The 15,218-nt window shown below is 70.6% G+C and carries 13 protein-coding genes; 8 read left to right on the forward strand and 5 right to left on the reverse strand.

The genetic code is table 11. The annotated features are described in order from the left end of the window. The first annotated feature begins 37 nt into the window (after positions 1 to 37). On the forward strand, positions 38 to 1,162 hold the full coding sequence (gene disA / locus OHT01_RS18200; RefSeq protein ID WP_261704645.1) for a DNA integrity scanning diadenylate cyclase DisA: 1,125 nt from the start codon (positions 38 to 40) through the stop codon (positions 1,160 to 1,162). A gap of 174 nt (positions 1,163 to 1,336) precedes the next feature. Here the strand turns inward: disA and OHT01_RS18205 are convergent, their stop codons facing one another. Further along, the gene (locus OHT01_RS18205; protein ID WP_328554195.1) at positions 1,337 to 2,176 is read right to left on the reverse strand and encodes a hypothetical protein; all 840 of its coding nucleotides are present in this window, start codon (positions 2,174 to 2,176) and stop codon (positions 1,337 to 1,339) included. Positions 2,177 to 2,367: 191 nt separating this feature from the next. Between OHT01_RS18205 and OHT01_RS18210 the strand changes: the two genes are divergently transcribed. The 5 genes from OHT01_RS18210 to cseC all read left to right on the forward strand — a co-directional run bounded on the left by OHT01_RS18210 (position 2,368) and on the right by cseC (position 6,971). Continuing rightward, positions 2,368 to 3,285: an A/G-specific adenine glycosylase gene (locus OHT01_RS18210; RefSeq protein ID WP_328554196.1), complete on the forward strand. Its 918-nt coding sequence runs from the start codon at positions 2,368 to 2,370 to the stop codon at positions 3,283 to 3,285. A 252-nt stretch (positions 3,286 to 3,537) separates the two neighbouring features. Next, a complete protein-coding gene (locus OHT01_RS18215) occupies positions 3,538 to 4,077 on the forward strand; it encodes a SigE family RNA polymerase sigma factor (RefSeq protein ID WP_328554197.1) in 540 nt (179 codons plus the stop codon). After that, positions 4,065 to 4,715 (forward strand): hypothetical protein, encoded by a 651-nt coding sequence (locus OHT01_RS18220; protein ID WP_328554198.1) that lies wholly within the window; start codon positions 4,065 to 4,067, stop codon positions 4,713 to 4,715. The genes OHT01_RS18215 and OHT01_RS18220 overlap by 13 nt, the downstream gene beginning before the upstream one ends. A gap of 19 nt (positions 4,716 to 4,734) precedes the next feature. Then, positions 4,735 to 5,442 (forward strand): two-component system response regulator CseB, encoded by a 708-nt coding sequence (cseB, locus tag OHT01_RS18225; RefSeq protein ID WP_328554199.1) that lies wholly within the window; start codon positions 4,735 to 4,737, stop codon positions 5,440 to 5,442. 8 nt (positions 5,443 to 5,450) lie between these two features. Next, positions 5,451 to 6,971: a two-component system sensor histidine kinase CseC gene (gene cseC / locus OHT01_RS18230; protein ID WP_328554200.1), complete on the forward strand. Its 1,521-nt coding sequence runs from the start codon at positions 5,451 to 5,453 to the stop codon at positions 6,969 to 6,971. Positions 6,972 to 7,061: 90 nt separating this feature from the next. On the opposite strand, the gene OHT01_RS18235 is transcribed toward cseC, so the two are convergent. From OHT01_RS18235 to OHT01_RS18245, 3 genes are all read right to left on the reverse strand, one after another. Then, complete coding sequence (locus tag OHT01_RS18235) at positions 7,062 to 7,508, reverse strand: VOC family protein (RefSeq protein ID WP_328558159.1); 447 nt, start codon at positions 7,506 to 7,508, stop codon at positions 7,062 to 7,064. Between the two features lie 92 nt (positions 7,509 to 7,600). Further along, positions 7,601 to 8,080 carry a helix-turn-helix transcriptional regulator gene (locus OHT01_RS18240; protein WP_328558160.1) on the reverse strand — a complete coding sequence of 160 codons (480 nt, stop codon included), beginning with the start codon at positions 8,078 to 8,080 and terminating at the stop codon, positions 7,601 to 7,603. 182 nt (positions 8,081 to 8,262) lie between these two features. Continuing rightward, positions 8,263 to 9,894, reverse strand: coding sequence for an MDR family MFS transporter (locus tag OHT01_RS18245; RefSeq protein ID WP_328554201.1), 1,632 nt, complete (start codon positions 9,892 to 9,894; stop codon positions 8,263 to 8,265). 174 nt (positions 9,895 to 10,068) lie between these two features. On the opposite strand from OHT01_RS18245, the gene OHT01_RS18250 reads away from it, so the two are divergent. Then, on the forward strand, positions 10,069 to 10,680 hold the full coding sequence (locus tag OHT01_RS18250; RefSeq protein WP_328554202.1) for a TetR/AcrR family transcriptional regulator: 612 nt from the start codon (positions 10,069 to 10,071) through the stop codon (positions 10,678 to 10,680). An 87-nt stretch (positions 10,681 to 10,767) separates the two neighbouring features. Here the strand turns inward: OHT01_RS18250 and OHT01_RS18255 are convergent, their stop codons facing one another. Then, positions 10,768 to 11,454 carry a M23 family metallopeptidase gene (locus tag OHT01_RS18255; RefSeq protein WP_328554203.1) on the reverse strand — a complete coding sequence of 229 codons (687 nt, stop codon included), beginning with the start codon at positions 11,452 to 11,454 and terminating at the stop codon, positions 10,768 to 10,770. Between the two features lie 568 nt (positions 11,455 to 12,022). On the opposite strand from OHT01_RS18255, the gene OHT01_RS18260 reads away from it, so the two are divergent. Then, positions 12,023 to 15,154, forward strand: coding sequence for an NACHT domain-containing protein (locus OHT01_RS18260; RefSeq protein ID WP_328554204.1), 3,132 nt, complete (start codon positions 12,023 to 12,025; stop codon positions 15,152 to 15,154). The last annotated feature ends 64 nt before the right edge of the window (positions 15,155 to 15,218 follow it).

The raw sequence follows: 15,218 nt of genomic DNA on the forward strand, positions 1-15,218 counted from the left end.
CCGAGGGCGGCCGGAAACCTTCGACCGGAGGAGTGCAGTGGCAGCCAACGACCGGGCAGCAGCTCCCGGAAAGTCCGGTGGGAGCTCCGGTGCCGATGGCCTGATGCGCGCCGCACTGAGCGCCGTGGCACCCGGCACGGCGCTGCGCGACGGGCTTGAACGGATCCTCCGCGGCAACACGGGCGGACTCATCGTGCTCGGCTCCGACAAGACCGTCGAAGCGATGTGTACGGGCGGGTTCGTCCTGGATGTGGAGTTCACCGCGACCCGTCTGCGTGAACTGTGCAAGCTCGACGGCGGCATCGTGCTCGACAAGGACATCACCAAGATCCTCCGGGCGGGCGTGCAACTGGTGCCCGACCCGACCATCCCGACGGAGGAGACGGGCACGCGGCACCGCACCGCGGACCGGGTGAGCAAGCAGGTCGGCTACCCCATCGTCTCGGTCTCCCAGTCGATGCGTCTGATCGCGCTGTACGTCGACGGTCAGCGCCGCGTCCTGGAGGACTCCGCCGCGATCCTCTCGCGCGCCAACCAGGCCCTCGCCACGCTGGAGCGCTACAAGCTCCGCCTGGACGAGGTCGCGGGAACGCTGTCGGCGCTGGAGATCGAGGACCTGGTCACCGTCCGGGACGTCTCCGCGGTCGCGCAGCGTCTGGAGATGGTGCGCCGCATCGCCACCGAGATCGCCGAGTACGTCGTCGAACTGGGCACGGACGGACGCCTGCTGACCCTCCAGCTCGACGAGCTGATCGCCGGCGTCGAGCCCGATCGCGAACTGGTCGTCCGGGACTACGTGCCCGAGCCGACCGCCAAGCGTTCCCGCACGGTCGACGAGGCGCTGTCCGAGCTGGACGCGCTCGCCCACGCCGAGTTGCTCGAACTCTCCACGGTGGCAAAGGCGTTGGGCTACACCGGCTCTCCCGAGGCGCTCGACTCCGCGGTGTCCCCGCGCGGTTTCCGGCTCCTCGCCAAGGTGCCGCGGCTGCCCGGCGCGATCATCGACCGGCTCGTGGAGCACTTCGGCGGGCTCCAGAAGCTTCTCGCCGCGAGCGTGGACGACCTCCAGACCGTCGACGGCGTGGGCGAGGCGCGGGCGCGCAGTGTCCGCGAGGGGCTGTCCCGGCTGGCGGAGTCGTCGATCCTGGAGCGCTACGTCTAGGGGCTCCCGTAGGCCGCGGCCCGTCCGCCGGGGCCTCTGGTCCGGGCCCGGCCCATCCGGGCCGGCCGATCCGACCCGCCCGAGCCGGGCCGTCCGGGTCCGGACGGCCCGGGGTCCTCAGTCGCCGGCCCTCGGTCGCCGGCCCTGGTCACATGGACGACCCGGGACGAGCGGCTAGTCCTTGGACAGGACGAACGACACCTGGGCCTTCGCCAGGCCCGGAACCTTCGCCTCGACCAGGTAGGTGCCCGCGGGGGCCGAACCCGAAGGCGGCGTCGCACACGCGGGGGCGCCGGGCTTGCGGTCCCACTTCACGGTGTGGACGACCTGGCTGCCGGCCGGTACGCGATAGAGGACTCCCGCGGCGTTCTTCGGGCAGTCGTCCGAGGCCCAGATGTCCTTGTCGTCGCCCGCCTGAGTGATCGTCAGGACGGTTCCCTTCGGGCCGAGATCGACCTTGCAGTCGCTGCCCGAGGTGTTCCTCACGACGAGCTGGATCGCCGGCTGCTCCCCGGGGGCGTACGCGTTGTGCACGCTCTTGAGCGTCAACTTGACGTTTTTCGGGGTGCAGTTGGGGAGAGTGGAGCCGGCCGGGAGCTGATCGGCCGAGCCGCCGCCGTTCTTGGCCCCGTCGTCCGAACTGTCGCCGCTCGCGCCGGAGCCCGTCGAACCGTCGCCGGAACCGCCGCCGGAGCCCCCGTCACCGGAACCCCCGTCACCGCCGCTCCCGCTCCCGCCGGTGCCGCCGCCGCTGTCGCCCCCGATGCTCGACTCGTCGCGTCCGCCCGGGTGTTGGCTGATCGCGGGACCCGAGCCCGACGGGCCCGGCGTGATCGAGGTCGCGGGGTTCTTGCCGTTCGAACCACCGGACTCGTTGTTGCCGCCCCCGCCGCCGGTACTGACCACCCAGACGGTCAGCAGCGCCAACAGCCCTACTACGGACAGCAGAACGGCCCTCCGACGCCAGTAGATGGTGGAGGGGAGCGGGCCGACCGGATTGCGCAGAGATCCCACGGCGCAAACTGTACGAGAGATCGGCCGCGCGACTCGCCCCACCCGCCGCCCCGGTCTCAACTTTTCCGGATCATCATTCCGGCGATCACGCCTTTCCGGCGCCGGACGGCCTCCGCGTACGGTCTTTCACCACCGCCCGCCCCGGAGTCGTCCCCGCATCCCCACCACCGCATGGCAGGATCGATACCGCCATGACTGCACCCACCAAACCCACCGAGCCCACCCGGAACACTCCCGGCGACAACCTCCACACCCCCGTCATCGCCTGGTTCGACGAGCACGCCCGCGATCTGCCCTGGCGGCACCCCGATGCCGGCCCCTGGGCCGTGATGGTCAGCGAGTTCATGCTCCAGCAGACCCCGGTCAACCGCGTCCTGCCCGTGTACGAGCAGTGGCTGGCCCGCTGGCCGCGCCCCGCCGATCTGGCGAAGGACGCCCCGGGCGAGGCCGTCCGGGCCTGGGGACGGCTCGGCTACCCGCGCCGCGCCCTGCGTCTGCACGGCGCGGCGGTCGCCATAACGGAGCGGCACGGCGGTGACGTACCGACGGAGCACGCGCAACTGCTGGCGCTGCCCGGCATCGGGGAGTACACGGCGGCGGCGGTCGCGTCGTTCGCGTACGGCCAGCGGCATCCCGTCCTGGACACGAACGTCCGCAGGGTCTTCGCCCGCGCCGTCACGGGCGTGCAGTACCCGCCGAACGCCACCACCGCCGCAGAACGCAAGCTCGCCCGCGCCCTGCTGCCCGAGAGCGAGAGCACGGCGGCACGCTGGGCCGCCGCGTCCATGGAGCTCGGCGCTCTCCTCTGTACGGCGAAGAACGAGACGTGCCACCCCTGCCCGATCGCCTCGCAGTGCGCGTGGCGGCTGGCCGGCAAGCCGGAGCACGAGGGGCCGCCGCGCAAGGGGCAGACCTACGCGGGCACGGACCGCCAGGTGCGCGGCAAGCTGCTGGCCGTCCTGCGGGAAGCGCATGTGCCGGTTCCGCAGAGCGCTCTGGACCGGGTGTGGGACGAACCCGTCCAGCGGGGCCGGTCGCTCGACGGACTCGTCGCCGACGGGCTCGTGGAACCCCTCCCCGGCGGTCTGTATCGGCTGCCTCTGACATAGCGGCGACACCAAATCCGGATCAACCCGGACGTACGACCATCTCCCTTTACCCCGCACCTACGACCGTTACACAACCGACGGACAGCCGAGTGCTGGCCGAAGGCTGTCTCGGACAACCCCGTGACAACCCCTCCGTAGCTTCAGTGCCGTACCGCAGGAACGGCCGCAACAAGCGGCCGCAGAGCGGCGGTTCGCAGGAAACGGGACAACCGGCAGCAGGCGGGTCGGAAACGGGGATGGAGGCGGTTGATCATGGCGCACGGCGAGGTGCTCGAATTCGAGGAGTACGTCCGCACTCGGCAGGACGCGCTGCTGCGCAGTGCCCGCCGCCTGGTTCCCGACCCGGTCGACGCCCAGGACCTGCTCCAGACCGCCCTCGTACGGACGTACGGCCGCTGGGAGGGCATCGCGGACAAACGCCTCGCCGACGCCTACCTGCGCCGCGTCATGATCAACACGCGCACCGAGTGGTGGCGGGCCCGCAAGCTCGAAGAGGTGCCCACCGAGCAGTTGCCGGACGCGTGTGTGGAGGATGCCACCGAGCAGCACGCCGACCGCGCGCTGCTGATGGACATCATGAAGGTGCTGGCACCCAAGCAGCGCAGTGTCGTGGTGCTGCGACACTGGGAGCAGATGTCCACGGAGGAGACGGCCGCCGCACTCGGTATGTCGGCCGGAACGGTCAAGAGCACGCTGCACCGGGCGCTGGCCCGGCTCCGCGAGGAGCTGGAGAACCGCGACCTGGACGCCCGCGCGCTCGAACGTGAGGAGCGGGAGCGTTGCGCGGCCTAGGAGTTCGGGCCAGAGGTGCCCTGAAGGCGGGGAGTTCGGCGGCGGCCGGGCTCACCGCCCTCGGCCTTTTCGTGACCGCGTGCGCCACCGGCGGCACCGGTGCCCGCGACGAGGGCCCGGCGGGCACCGACGCGGTCGCCAAGGGCACCATCACGCCGGTCGTCTCCGGCTCGCCCTCCAAGACTCCCAAGCGCGTGGACGCGGTCAAGATCGTCAAGGACGACCCGGCGGTCAGCGCGGCGGTCAAGCGTGACCTGAAGCCGTGCGTCGCCGACGAGTACCCGGTCGACGTGTCGTACGGGGACCTGACCGGGGGATCCTCGAACGACATAGTGATCAACGTGATGACCTGTGCCGATGCCGTCGGCGTCGGCTCGTACGTCTATCGCGTGGAGAACGGCAGGTACCAGAATGTCTTCAAGGCCGAGGAGCCGCCGGTCTACGCCGAGATCGACCGGGGCGACCTGGTGGTCACCCAGCAGCTGTACGAGAAGGGCGACCCGGTGTCGTACCCCTCCAGCGAGGAAGTGATCACCTACAACTGGTCCGCGACGCGATTCGTCGAGCAGTCCCGGATCCACAACGACTACAGCAATGCGGTGGGCGGCGGCAGTTCGCCCGCCCCCGACGGGAACTGAGAGCGGGCGGAGCAGCCGGATGGCAGAGCAGACCCACGTCCTGTTCGTCGAGGACGACGACGTCATCCGCGAGGCCACGCAACTCGCCCTGGAGCGCGACGGCTTCGCGGTCACGGCCATGCCCGACGGGCTCTCGGGCCTGGAGGCGTTCCGCGCCGACCGTCCCGACATCGCGCTGCTGGACGTGATGGTCCCCGGGCTCGACGGGGTCTCGCTGTGCCGCCGTATCCGCGACGAGTCGACCGTGCCGGTCATCATGCTGTCCGCGCGGGCCGACTCGATCGACGTCGTGCTCGGCCTGGAGGCCGGTGCCGACGACTACGTGACCAAGCCGTTCGACGGAGCCGTGCTGGTCGCCCGGATCCGCGCGGTGCTGCGCCGCTTCGGGCACGCGAGCGGCGGCGCGGGAACGGCGGCCGAGGGGGCCGCCCCGGTGGACGGCGGGGTACTCGCCTTCGGTGACCTGGAGATCGACACCGAGGGCATGGAGGTCCTGCGGAACGGTACGCCGGTGGCCCTGACGCCCACCGAGATGCGGCTGCTCCTGGAGTTCTCGTCCGCGCCCGGGACGGTGCTGAGCCGCGACAAACTGCTCGAACGGGTGTGGGACTACGGCTGGGGCGGGGACACCCGGGTGGTCGATGTCCATGTGCAGCGGCTGCGTACGAAGATCGGCCAGGACCGTATCGAGACGGTCCGCGGCTTCGGCTACAAGTTGAAGGCCTGAGCAGGGGTATGCGGGGGATATTTCAGCGCTCGGCTCCGGGGAAGCCCCCGGTTCCGGGACAGCGACCGGTTCCGGGAAGACGCGCGCACGCGGGCGGCGCCATGGACACGGGCGGGCGCGACGGCGTCGGCGGGGACACCGGCAGGGGCGAGGTGCTGGGCCGGGACACCGGCAGGGGCAGAAGCATCGGCATAGGCATCCACCGGGGCACGGATTCGGGCACGAGCATCCGTACGGGCATCCGCTGGAAACTCAGCACGGCGATCGCCCTGGTCGGCGCGCTCGTCGCCATCGCGCTGAGCCTGGTCGTGCACAACGCGGCCCGCGTCTCGATGCTGGACAACTCGCGCGACCTGGCCGACGAGCGCATCCAGCTCGCCGAGCGCATGTACGGGCCGGGCCGGCCGCCGCCCTTCGGGGCGAAGATAGACGATCCCTCCATCCCCTCGGACCTGATGGTGAAGGTCTCGGAGGGACGACGGGCGACCTATGTCTCCGACAGCCCCAACGGCGTGCCGGACATCTGGGCCGCCGTACCGCTCAGGAACGGCCAGGTGCTGTCCTGGCACGAGCGCTTCACGGACCGCAACGCGGACGTGATGAAGGACCTCGACCAGGCGCTGATCATCGGCTCCATCGCGGTCGTCTTCGGCGGCAGCGCGCTCGGTGTGCTCATCGGCGGCCAGCTCTCGCGCAGGCTGCGCAAGGCGGCGGCCGCCGCGAACCGGGTCGCCAAGGGCGAGCGGGACGTCCGGGTGCGGGACGCGATCGGCGGTGTCGTGCTCGACGAGACCGACGACCTCGCACGGGCGGTGGACGCGATGGCCGACGCGCTCCAGCAGCGCATCGAGGCCGAGCGCCGGGTGACCGCCGACATCGCCCACGAACTGCGCACCCCGGTGACCGGGCTGCTGACGGCGGCCGAGCTCCTGCCGCCGGGCCGCCCCACCGAGCTGGTACGGGACCGGGCGCAGGCCATGCGAACGCTCGTCGAGGACGTCCTGGAGGTCGCCCGGCTGGACGGCGCCTCGGAGCGGGCCGAACTGCAGGACATCATGCTCGGCGAGTTCGTGGCCCGCCGGGTCGCCGCCAAGGGAGCGGACGTCGAGGTGCGGGTGGTGCACGAGTCGGAGGTCACGACGGACCCGCGCCGCCTGGAGCGCGTCCTGCTGAACCTCCTCGCGAACGCCGCCCGGCACGGCAGGCCACCGATCGAGGTCACCGTCGAGGGCCGCGTCATCCGGGTCCGCGACCACGGACCCGGCTTCCCCGAGAAGCTCCTCGCCGAGGGGCCGAGCCGCTTCCGCACCGGCAGCACCGACCGCGCGGGCGACGGCCACGGACTCGGGCTCACGATCGCCGCGGGCCAGGCACGGGTGCTCGGCGCGCGGCTGACCTTCCGCAACGTGCGGCCCGCCGGGGCACCGGACGACGTGCCCTCCGAGGGGGCGGTCGCGGTGCTGTGGCTGCCGGAACACGCGCCGACGAGCACGGGGAGCTACCCGATACTGCCGCCGTCCGGGAAGTAGCCGCGGGGCCGGAGGCCGGCGGAAGCCCCGGGCCCAGCGGCTCCGGGCCTGGCCGCTCCGGTGCCGGCCGCGGCCCTGGCCGCTCCGGTCCTAGCGGCTCCAGTCCTTCTCCAGGTCGAGTTCGCCCTCGCGGTGCTGGGTGAAGGAGAACCAGTTCCCCGAGTCGTCGCGGAACAGCGCCTCCGTGCCGTACGGGCGCTCCTGCGGTTCCTGGAGGAACTCCACCCCGCGGTCCTTGAGCTTCTTGTAGTCGCCGTGGATGTCGTCGGTCCGCAGCACGCCCGCGCCGAGCACGCCCTTGGCGATCAGCTTCTTCAGCATCTCCGCGGACTCGGGGTCCATGGCGTGCGGTCCGGGCACCATGAGCGTCAGCTCGACCCCGGGCTGATCCGGGGCGCCGACGGTGAGCCAGCGCATGCCGCCCTCGCCCATCGTCATGTCCGTACGGACTTCGAGCCCGAGCTTCTCGGTGTAGAACTCCTTGGCCCGGTCCTGGTCGAGGACCCAGACGGTCGAGATGGCGAGTCCTTTGATCATGGTGTGCTCCAGGTGTGCGGGATCGGGGTGCGCGCGGCCGGGCCGGGTCGCCGTCCGCTGGGGGCGCCCTGCCACGGTAGGCGGCCTCCGCTTCAGGGCGCTTCTCCGGAATTGCGCTCTCCCGCGCCGGTGCCGGTACGGGGTCCCGCCTCCGGCGCGTCCGTGCCGGTACGGGATTCCCCGCCCGGCCCGGTCCGGAAGCCGCCGGCCCAGAGCATCGCGTAGCAGCCGGGTATGAGCGCCGCGCCCCGCCCGACGTGCCTCGCCCGGTACTCGCTCGGGGTCAGCCCGGTCCAGGTCTTGAAGCGCGCGGAGAAGGTGCCGAGGCTGCTGAAGCCGACCAGATGGCAGATCTCGGTCACCGAGAGGTTCGCGGTGCGCAGCAGGTCCTCCGCCCGGTCGATGCGCCGGTGCGTCAGATACCGGCCCGGGGTGTCGCCGTACGCCGCTTTGAAGGCCCGTATGAAGTGATAGCGCGAGTATCCGGCGCGCGCGGCCAGCGCGTCGAGATCGGTGCCGGGCTCGGCCCAGTCCCGATCGATGACGTCCTTGGCGATCCGTAGCTGCCGCATCCGGTCCACGTTCCGATGGTGGCACGCGGCACTGACAGTGACCCGGCGCGGAGAACAGCCCGCGTGGGAGGGGCCCGCGCAGGAGAGGCGCGCACAGGAGAAGGCCCCCGGGGCGGACAACGCCGGGGGCCTTCGTTTCGAGGAGTTCAGGGGCCGTCGGAAGGACCGGCCCCGCGATCAGGTCAGACCGGCTCGGCGATGTGGATCTGGGGTGCCTCGTCCGGGGCGCCGTCCGTGCCGGGCTTGGGCGCGCCGGCTCCCTTGAGGGCGACCTCCTTGACGAACACCGACGAGATCATCACGACCACGGCCACCGACGCGCCCAGCAGGAAGGCCGTGTGCGTACCGGCCGACACCGCGTGCTGGTAGGCCTCGCGCGCCACCGCCGGCAGCTTCGCCAGGCTCGCCGCGTCGAGCTGCGGGGACTGCTCGGTGATCTTCGAACCCAGCGCGCCGGCCTTCTCGGCCATGACGTCCTTGACGCGGCTGTTGAACAGCGCGCCCATGACGGCGACACCGAACGACGAGCCGAGCGTACGGAACAGGGTGGTGGAGGAGGACGCGACGCCCATGTCCTTCATCTCCACGCTGTTCTGCGCCACCAGCATGGTGACCTGCATCAGGCAGCCCATGCCCAGGCCGAGGACGGCCATGTAGACGCCGGACATGAAACGGGTGGTGTCCGTGTCCATCGTCGACAGCAGGTAGAGGCCGATCACCATCAGCACACCGCCGATGACGGGGAAGATCTTGTAGCGGCCGGTGGCGGTGGTGACCCGCCCGGCGACCATCGACGTCACGAGCATCGCGCCCAGCATGGGCAGCAGCAGCAGACCGGAGTTGGTCGCGGACGCGCCCTGCACCGCCTGCTGGTACAGCGGCAGGAACAGCGTGGCGCCGAACATGGCGAAGCCGGTGACGAAGCCGATGATCGACATCAGGGTGAAGTTGCGGCTGCGGAAGATGTGCAGCGGCACGATCGGCTCGGCGGCCTTGGTCTGCCAGAAGACGAACCCGACCAGCGCGGCGACGCCGAGACCGATGAGCTCCATGATCCGCGCGGACGACCAGGCGTACTCCGTGCCGCCCCAGGTGGTGACGAGGACGATGGAGGTGATGCCGACGGTCAGCAGAGCGGCACCGAGGTAGTCGATGCGCGTCTCGGACCGCTTCTTCGGCAGGTGCAGGACGATGCTGATCGCGGCGAGCGCGACCGCGCCGAGCGGCAGGTTGATGTAGAAGGACCAGCGCCAGCCCCAGTTGTCGGTGATGGTGCCGCCGATCAGCGGACCGCCGATCATCGCGAGCGCCATGATGCCGGCCATCATGCCCTGGTACTTGCCGCGCTCACGGGGCGGGATCAGGTCACCGATGATCGCCATGACGCCGACCATGAGACCGCCTGCGCCGAGACCCTGAATGGCCCGGAATCCGATCAGCTCGCCCATGTTCTGGGCCATGCCGCTCAGCGCGGAGCCGATCAGGAAGATCACGATCGACGTCATGAAGGCGCCCTTGCGCCCGTACATGTCGCCGAGCTTGCCCCAGATCGGGGTGGAGGCCGCGGTGGCGAGGGTGTACGCCGTCACGACCCAGGAAAGGTGCTCGAGTCCGCCGAGGTCACCCACGATGGTCGGCATGGCCGTGCCGACGATCATGTTGTCGAGCATCGCCAGCATCATCGTGAGCATCAGCGCGAGCAAAACCACGCGCACGCTGCGCTGTCGCTTCCCGCCCTCTGCCGCCGGCTGGCCGTCGGCCCCTGGCCCGGCCTGCTCCGCGGCCGGTTCGGCCGCTTTCGTCTTGTCCGCCATCGTTCTTCCCACTCCCCTAGTACTTCTGCCGCCGTCCGGCTACTTACTTGCCGACCGGCAAGCTGACTACACTCAGGGAAAATAGCCTCGCAACTAGCCGGGCGTCAAGTAAGTTTGACTAGTTTTACCAGCCGGTCGACAGGTAAGTTTCAGGGAGCGCGAGGAAATACGAGGATGGGCGGCACGATGGACGGCACCAAGCGGCAGCGCCGGGGCGACACGCGGCAGCGCATCCAGGACGTGGCCCTCGAACTCTTCTCCGAGCAGGGCTACGAGAAGACCTCGCTGCGCGAGATCGCCGAGCACCTCGATGTCACCAAGGCGGCGCTCTACTACCACTTCAAGACCAAGGAAGAGATCCTCATCAGCCTCTTCGAGGATCTGACGAGGCCGCTCGACGAGCTGATCGAGTGGGGCAGACAGCAGCCGCACACCCTGGAGACCAAGCAGGAGGTGCTGCGCCGGTACAGCGACGCCCTCGGCGGCGCGTCCCCGCTCTTCCGCTTCATGCAGGAGAACCAGGCGACGGTGCGCGAGCTGAGCATCGGCGAGACCTTCAAGGACCGCATGATCAGCATGCTGGAGATCATCAAGGAGCCCGAGTCGCCGCTGACCGACCAGGTCCGCTGCATCAGCGCGCTCTTCACGATGCACGCCGGCATGTTCGTCCTCAAGGACGTCGAAGGCGACCCCGAGGACAAGCGCAAGGCCGTCCTGGAGGTCGCGATCGATCTGGTGACACAGGCCCACGGGGGCGGAGCGGCCCACGGAGGCGGAGCTTTCTAGCGCCGCTTCCCGACGCCGGGGCTCCGCCTCGGGCTCTGCTCCGGCACACCCCGCCGGGCTCCGCGCCGGGTCACCGGCGCGGGTGGATCAGACCTTCACACCCATGCCGTGCAGGAACACGACGGGGTTGATGGCCGAGCCGTAGTTCGGGGTCGTACGGATCTCGAAGTGCAGGTGCGGGCCACTGGAGTTACCGGTGTTGCCGGACAGGGCTATGTGCTGACCGGTGGCGACGACCTGGCCGACGCGCACGTCGATGCGCGACAGGTGGGCGTACTGCGAGTACTTGCCGTTGGCGTGCTTGATGACGATGGCGTTGCCGTACGCCGGACCGTCACCGGCGCCGTTGCCGCCCGCCTTGACGACGGTGCCGCCGTGCGCGGCCATGACGTTGGTGCCCTGCGGCACGGCGAAGTCCTGGCCGGAGTGCTTGTGGGCCCACATGCCGCCGGCCTGGTCGAAGGTGGCGGACAGGGTGTACTTCGCCACCGGGTCGATCCAGGAGGCGGCCTTCTTGGCGACAGCCTTCTTCGCGACGGCGGCCTTGTTGGCGGCCGCGGCCTTCTTCACCGCGGCGGCCTTGGCCTGAGCGGCGGCCTGCGTCTGTACGGCGTTGGCCGCGGTGACGGTCGCGCTGGTGTTGACGCCCGTTTCGGCGGCGGTCGCGACCCCTGCACCCAGTACGGCCGTGGCGCCCAGGCCGACGGCCAGGACGGCCGCCCGAGTGCGAACCAGCGACGTGAGGGACTTGCGGGACGTGACGCGCTTCGACATGAATACCTCGCGGAGACGGGGACAAGGGACTGAACAACCACTGCGGCGCGGTGCCTGCCGCCGAGTGGGCCATTCATTGGTAACCCGCACCCCCAGGGGGGCACAAACACCCCATCTACGGTGCGAAGTAGTACTTCATCCCCAAACTTCCCGAACCTTGACACCCCGGACACATGGCGAGGGATCTTGCCCCTTTGGCCCGGAAAGCAGGGTTTAACCCCACTTCAGACCTGCGCATCCCTTGCCAAACCTGTCCCCGGCCCGTCCGCCCGGACCGTCCGCCGACAGTCCTCCCCACCCCGGGCCAAAGGTCCTTTATGTCCGTTTTCGCGTAGCTACTACTCGCTCTAGTACCGGACAAAACGCCTGTGCCTCAAGTCACCGGGGCACCGGATCCGGGACCCCCGGAATGTGACGCGGGCTACGCCGCCGGCCCCTGTTCTCAAGGGTCTTGGGGGCGTTGGCGGACCCTTCACGGGTGCCTCCGGAGGTTCCGGAGTCTCTGCGCCGATCGACTGTCAGAACATACGGTTGTCCTTCTGGCTCAACGCTCTCCCGGGGGATCGTCATGGACCCAGTAACCGTCGGCACGCGCCTGGCCTCCAGCGTGGCCGCACCGCTGGTCAGGAAGCTCTTCGTGGCCGAGGGCCCCGGAGCGGGCCTCGTGGACAAGCCCGTACGCATCTCGGCGTTCGTCTCGTTCAAGGGCGAGAAACGGGTCGTCGGAGAGAGGGAACTGGCCGGTCTTTCGGCCACCCTGGTCGGGCGGGCGCTGCGCGGCGGGGAGCGCCCCTTCCCCGCCGACGAGGAACCGGCCGTCGTCCACGCCCTCGCCACGACCCTGCACTCCTTGGGCGACCTGACCATGACGGACGTCCAGGCCGTGGAACTCGGCCACCGGGCACTCGCCCAGCGGCTGCGCGAGGCCGCCGGCAACCCCGACCGGGAGCTGTCCTCCGACGCGACCCTGTTCTACGAGGGCCTGCTCGACACGGCCTGCCTGCACATCCTGCACTTCTTCACCCAGCGCTCCGCCTTTGTCCCCCGCACGCTCGTGGAGCAGGCCCGCAGACAGCGCGAGCTGATCGCCAAGGTGGACGCGCTGATCGCGCGCACCCCCATGACGGGCGGTACCGACGAGGCCTTCGAGCAGCGCTACCTGGCCCATGTCGGCACCCGGCACAGCCACCTCACCATCTACGGCATCGACCTCGTCGACTCCCCGGAACGCTGGCCCCTGGACGCCGCGTATCTCAGCCTCCAGGCCCTGCTTCCCGTGGAGGACGAGGAGACCGCCTCCTCGGAGGGCGTGCCCATCGCCGCGGCCGGCACCTCGCTCCCCGCCGAGCAGGCGCTGTCGGAACAGGATCTGGTGCTCCTGCGCGGGGTGGCCGGTTCCGGCAAGACCACGCTCGTGCAGTGGCTGGCGGTGACCGCGGCACGCGGGGAGCGGGGCGACCGCATCCCCTTCGTCCTCCCCCTGCGCACCCTCGTCCGGCGCCCCGACGGGCTTCCGGCCCCCGACGCGTTCCTCTCCGCCGTCCGCGTCCCCTTCCACGCGACCCAGCCGGACGGCTGGACCGACAGGGTGCTCGGCCACGGCCGCGGTCTGCTGCTCGTCGACGGCCTCGACGAGATCCCCGAACGCGACCGCGAACACACCCGGCGCTGGCTGCGCGACCTCCTCGACGCCTACCCCGGCAACCAGTGGCTGGTCACGTCCCGCCCCTCGGCCGTCCGGGAGGACTGGCTCACCCCCGACGGATTCACCGAACTCGTCCTCTCACCGATGACCGGCGACGACGTGACCGCGTTCATCCGCCGCTGGCACACCGCGGCCCGCCTGGACCTCCCGGACACGGACCGCCTCGACGGCTACGAGCGTTCCCTCCTCGACGCCGTACGGACCAAGCCGGACCTCGGCCGGCTCGCCACCAATCCCCTGATGTGCGGTCTGATCTGCGCGCTGCACCGTGACCGACGGGGCTATCTTCCGCACGGCAGACAGGAGTTGTACGACGCCGCGCTCTCCATGCTGCTGTCGCGCCGCGACGAGGAGCGCGACATGTTCGTACGGGGAGGCGGACACGACGGCATCCACCTCACGGAACTCCCGCAGATCCAGCTGCTGCAACGGCTCGCCTACTGGCTGATCCGCAACAACCGGGCGGAGATGGACCGCGACCGCGCCGAACGCATCGTCGCCGACGTGCTTCCCTCGCTCCCGGCCGCCGCCCAGCAGGGCGACGCCGCGCGGATCCTGCGCCATCTGCTCGTCCGCAGCGGCCTTCTCCGTGAACCCACCCTCGGCACCGTCGAGTTCGTCCACCGCACCTTCCAGGACTATCTGGGCGCCAAGGCCGCCGTGGAGGACGGCGACTTCGGGCTGCTGGTGCGCAACGCCGGGGAATCCCAGTGGGCTGATGTGGTCCGGATGGCCGTCGCCCACGCCCGGCCGCGGGAACGGGCCGAGCTGCTGGGCTCCATGACCGGCGCCGCGGCCCGGCTGGACGGGCCGTCCGCGACCCGCGTACGGCTTCTCGCCCTCGCCTCGCTGGAACACGCCACCCAGCTCGCGCCCGAGGTGCGGGCCGCCGTGGAGAGCGACGCGGCCGCGCTCATCCCGCCGAGGACGGCCGCGGAGGCCCGCGCCCTGGCCGAGGCCGGCCCCCTCGTACTGGAGCTGCTGCCCGGACCGGACGGCCTGACCGACGCCGAGGCCCGAGGAGTCGTGGTCACCGCCTCCCTCATCGGCACCGACGCGGCCGTCCCCGTACTGGCCCGCTTCCGCTCGCACCCGGCCCTGTCCGTACGGGCCCAACTCACCTGGGGATGGCACCGGTTCGACACCGGGCGCTACGCGTCCGAGGTCATCGCCCGGCTGGATCCGGAGGGCCTGTACTTCACCGCGCACTCGGCGGACCAGCTCCGCGTCCTGCGCGAGCTGGGCGGCCGGCCCAGGCTGCAGATCGTCGGGGACATCGACTCGGCGGAGCTGCGTTCCTGTCTGCCGCCCGGCCAGGTGACGCGGCTGGCGCTGCGCTACAACAACCGGCTGCGGGGCCTGGACTTCCTGACGGCCCAGCGGCGGCTGGAGGAGCTCAGCCTCGACCAGTGCCCGGAGCTCGTGGACCTCGCGCCGCTCGGGGAACTGGCGCTGCGGAAGCTGTCCCTGCTGTCGTCCAGGGGCCGGACGCCGGCCCCCGGTGGTCTGACGGCCCTGACCTCACTGCGGGAACTGAACGTCGGACACCGGCTCGCGGGCCGGTCACTGACCGAGACCCTCCCGCTCGACTCGCCGCTGGAGGTCATCTCCTTCGGGATGGACGTGCTGCGCGACACCGGACTGCGCGGACTGCGTCACTGGGAGTCCCTGCACACGCTGTGGCTCAGCCGGGTGCCCGGCGAGCTCTCCCGCGACGACTGGTCGGAGGTCGCCGCGCTGCCCGGACTCAAGGAGCTGCGGGTCCACCGGGCCGCCCTGGAATCCCTGGGGTCGGCGCCGCCGCTGCCGGCCGTCGAGCACCTGGAGCTCAGGAAACTCGCGGGGAACGAGGACCTGTCCGGACTCCGGCCGATGCTGCCGAATCTGCGGACGGTCAATTTCGTCCTCAATTCGGACACCGGCACCGTGCCGGAACGTCTCGCGGGTCAGCTGCCGGGCGAACACACGACGACCACGACCCACAACGTCCTGTGACTCCCGCCCGGTGGAAAGGGCTGCTTCGGGACATGGACAAGGGGCTGCCCCGGGACCGAGGTCC

It is taken from the genome of Streptomyces sp. NBC_00358, from assembly GCF_036099295.1.
Lineage (GTDB): Bacteria > Actinomycetota > Actinomycetes > Streptomycetales > Streptomycetaceae > Streptomyces.

Bases quoted from the DNA above. Each gene is read 5' to 3' on its own strand.
- OHT01_RS18210 (WP_328554196.1), top strand. From the start codon at position 2,368: ATGACTGCACCCACCAAACCCACCGAGCCCACCCGGAACACTCCCGGC.
- OHT01_RS18215 (WP_328554197.1), top strand. From the start codon at position 3,538: ATGGCGCACGGCGAGGTGCTCGAATTCGAGGAGTACGTCCGCACTCGG.
- OHT01_RS18235 (WP_328558159.1), bottom strand. From the start codon at position 7,508: ATGATCAAAGGACTCGCCATCTCGACCGTCTGGGTCCTCGACCAGGAC.
- OHT01_RS18240 (WP_328558160.1), bottom strand. From the start codon at position 8,080: ATGCGGCAGCTACGGATCGCCAAGGACGTCATCGATCGGGACTGGGCC.
- OHT01_RS18260 (WP_328554204.1), top strand. From the start codon at position 12,023: ATGGACCCAGTAACCGTCGGCACGCGCCTGGCCTCCAGCGTGGCCGCA.
- cseC (WP_328554200.1), top strand. From the start codon at position 5,451: ATGCGGGGGATATTTCAGCGCTCGGCTCCGGGGAAGCCCCCGGTTCCG.
- OHT01_RS18250 (WP_328554202.1), top strand. From the start codon at position 10,069: ATGGGCGGCACGATGGACGGCACCAAGCGGCAGCGCCGGGGCGACACG.
- OHT01_RS18255 (WP_328554203.1), bottom strand. From the start codon at position 11,454: ATGTCGAAGCGCGTCACGTCCCGCAAGTCCCTCACGTCGCTGGTTCGC.
- cseB (WP_328554199.1), top strand. From the start codon at position 4,735: ATGGCAGAGCAGACCCACGTCCTGTTCGTCGAGGACGACGACGTCATC.
- OHT01_RS18245 (WP_328554201.1), bottom strand. From the start codon at position 9,894: ATGGCGGACAAGACGAAAGCGGCCGAACCGGCCGCGGAGCAGGCCGGG.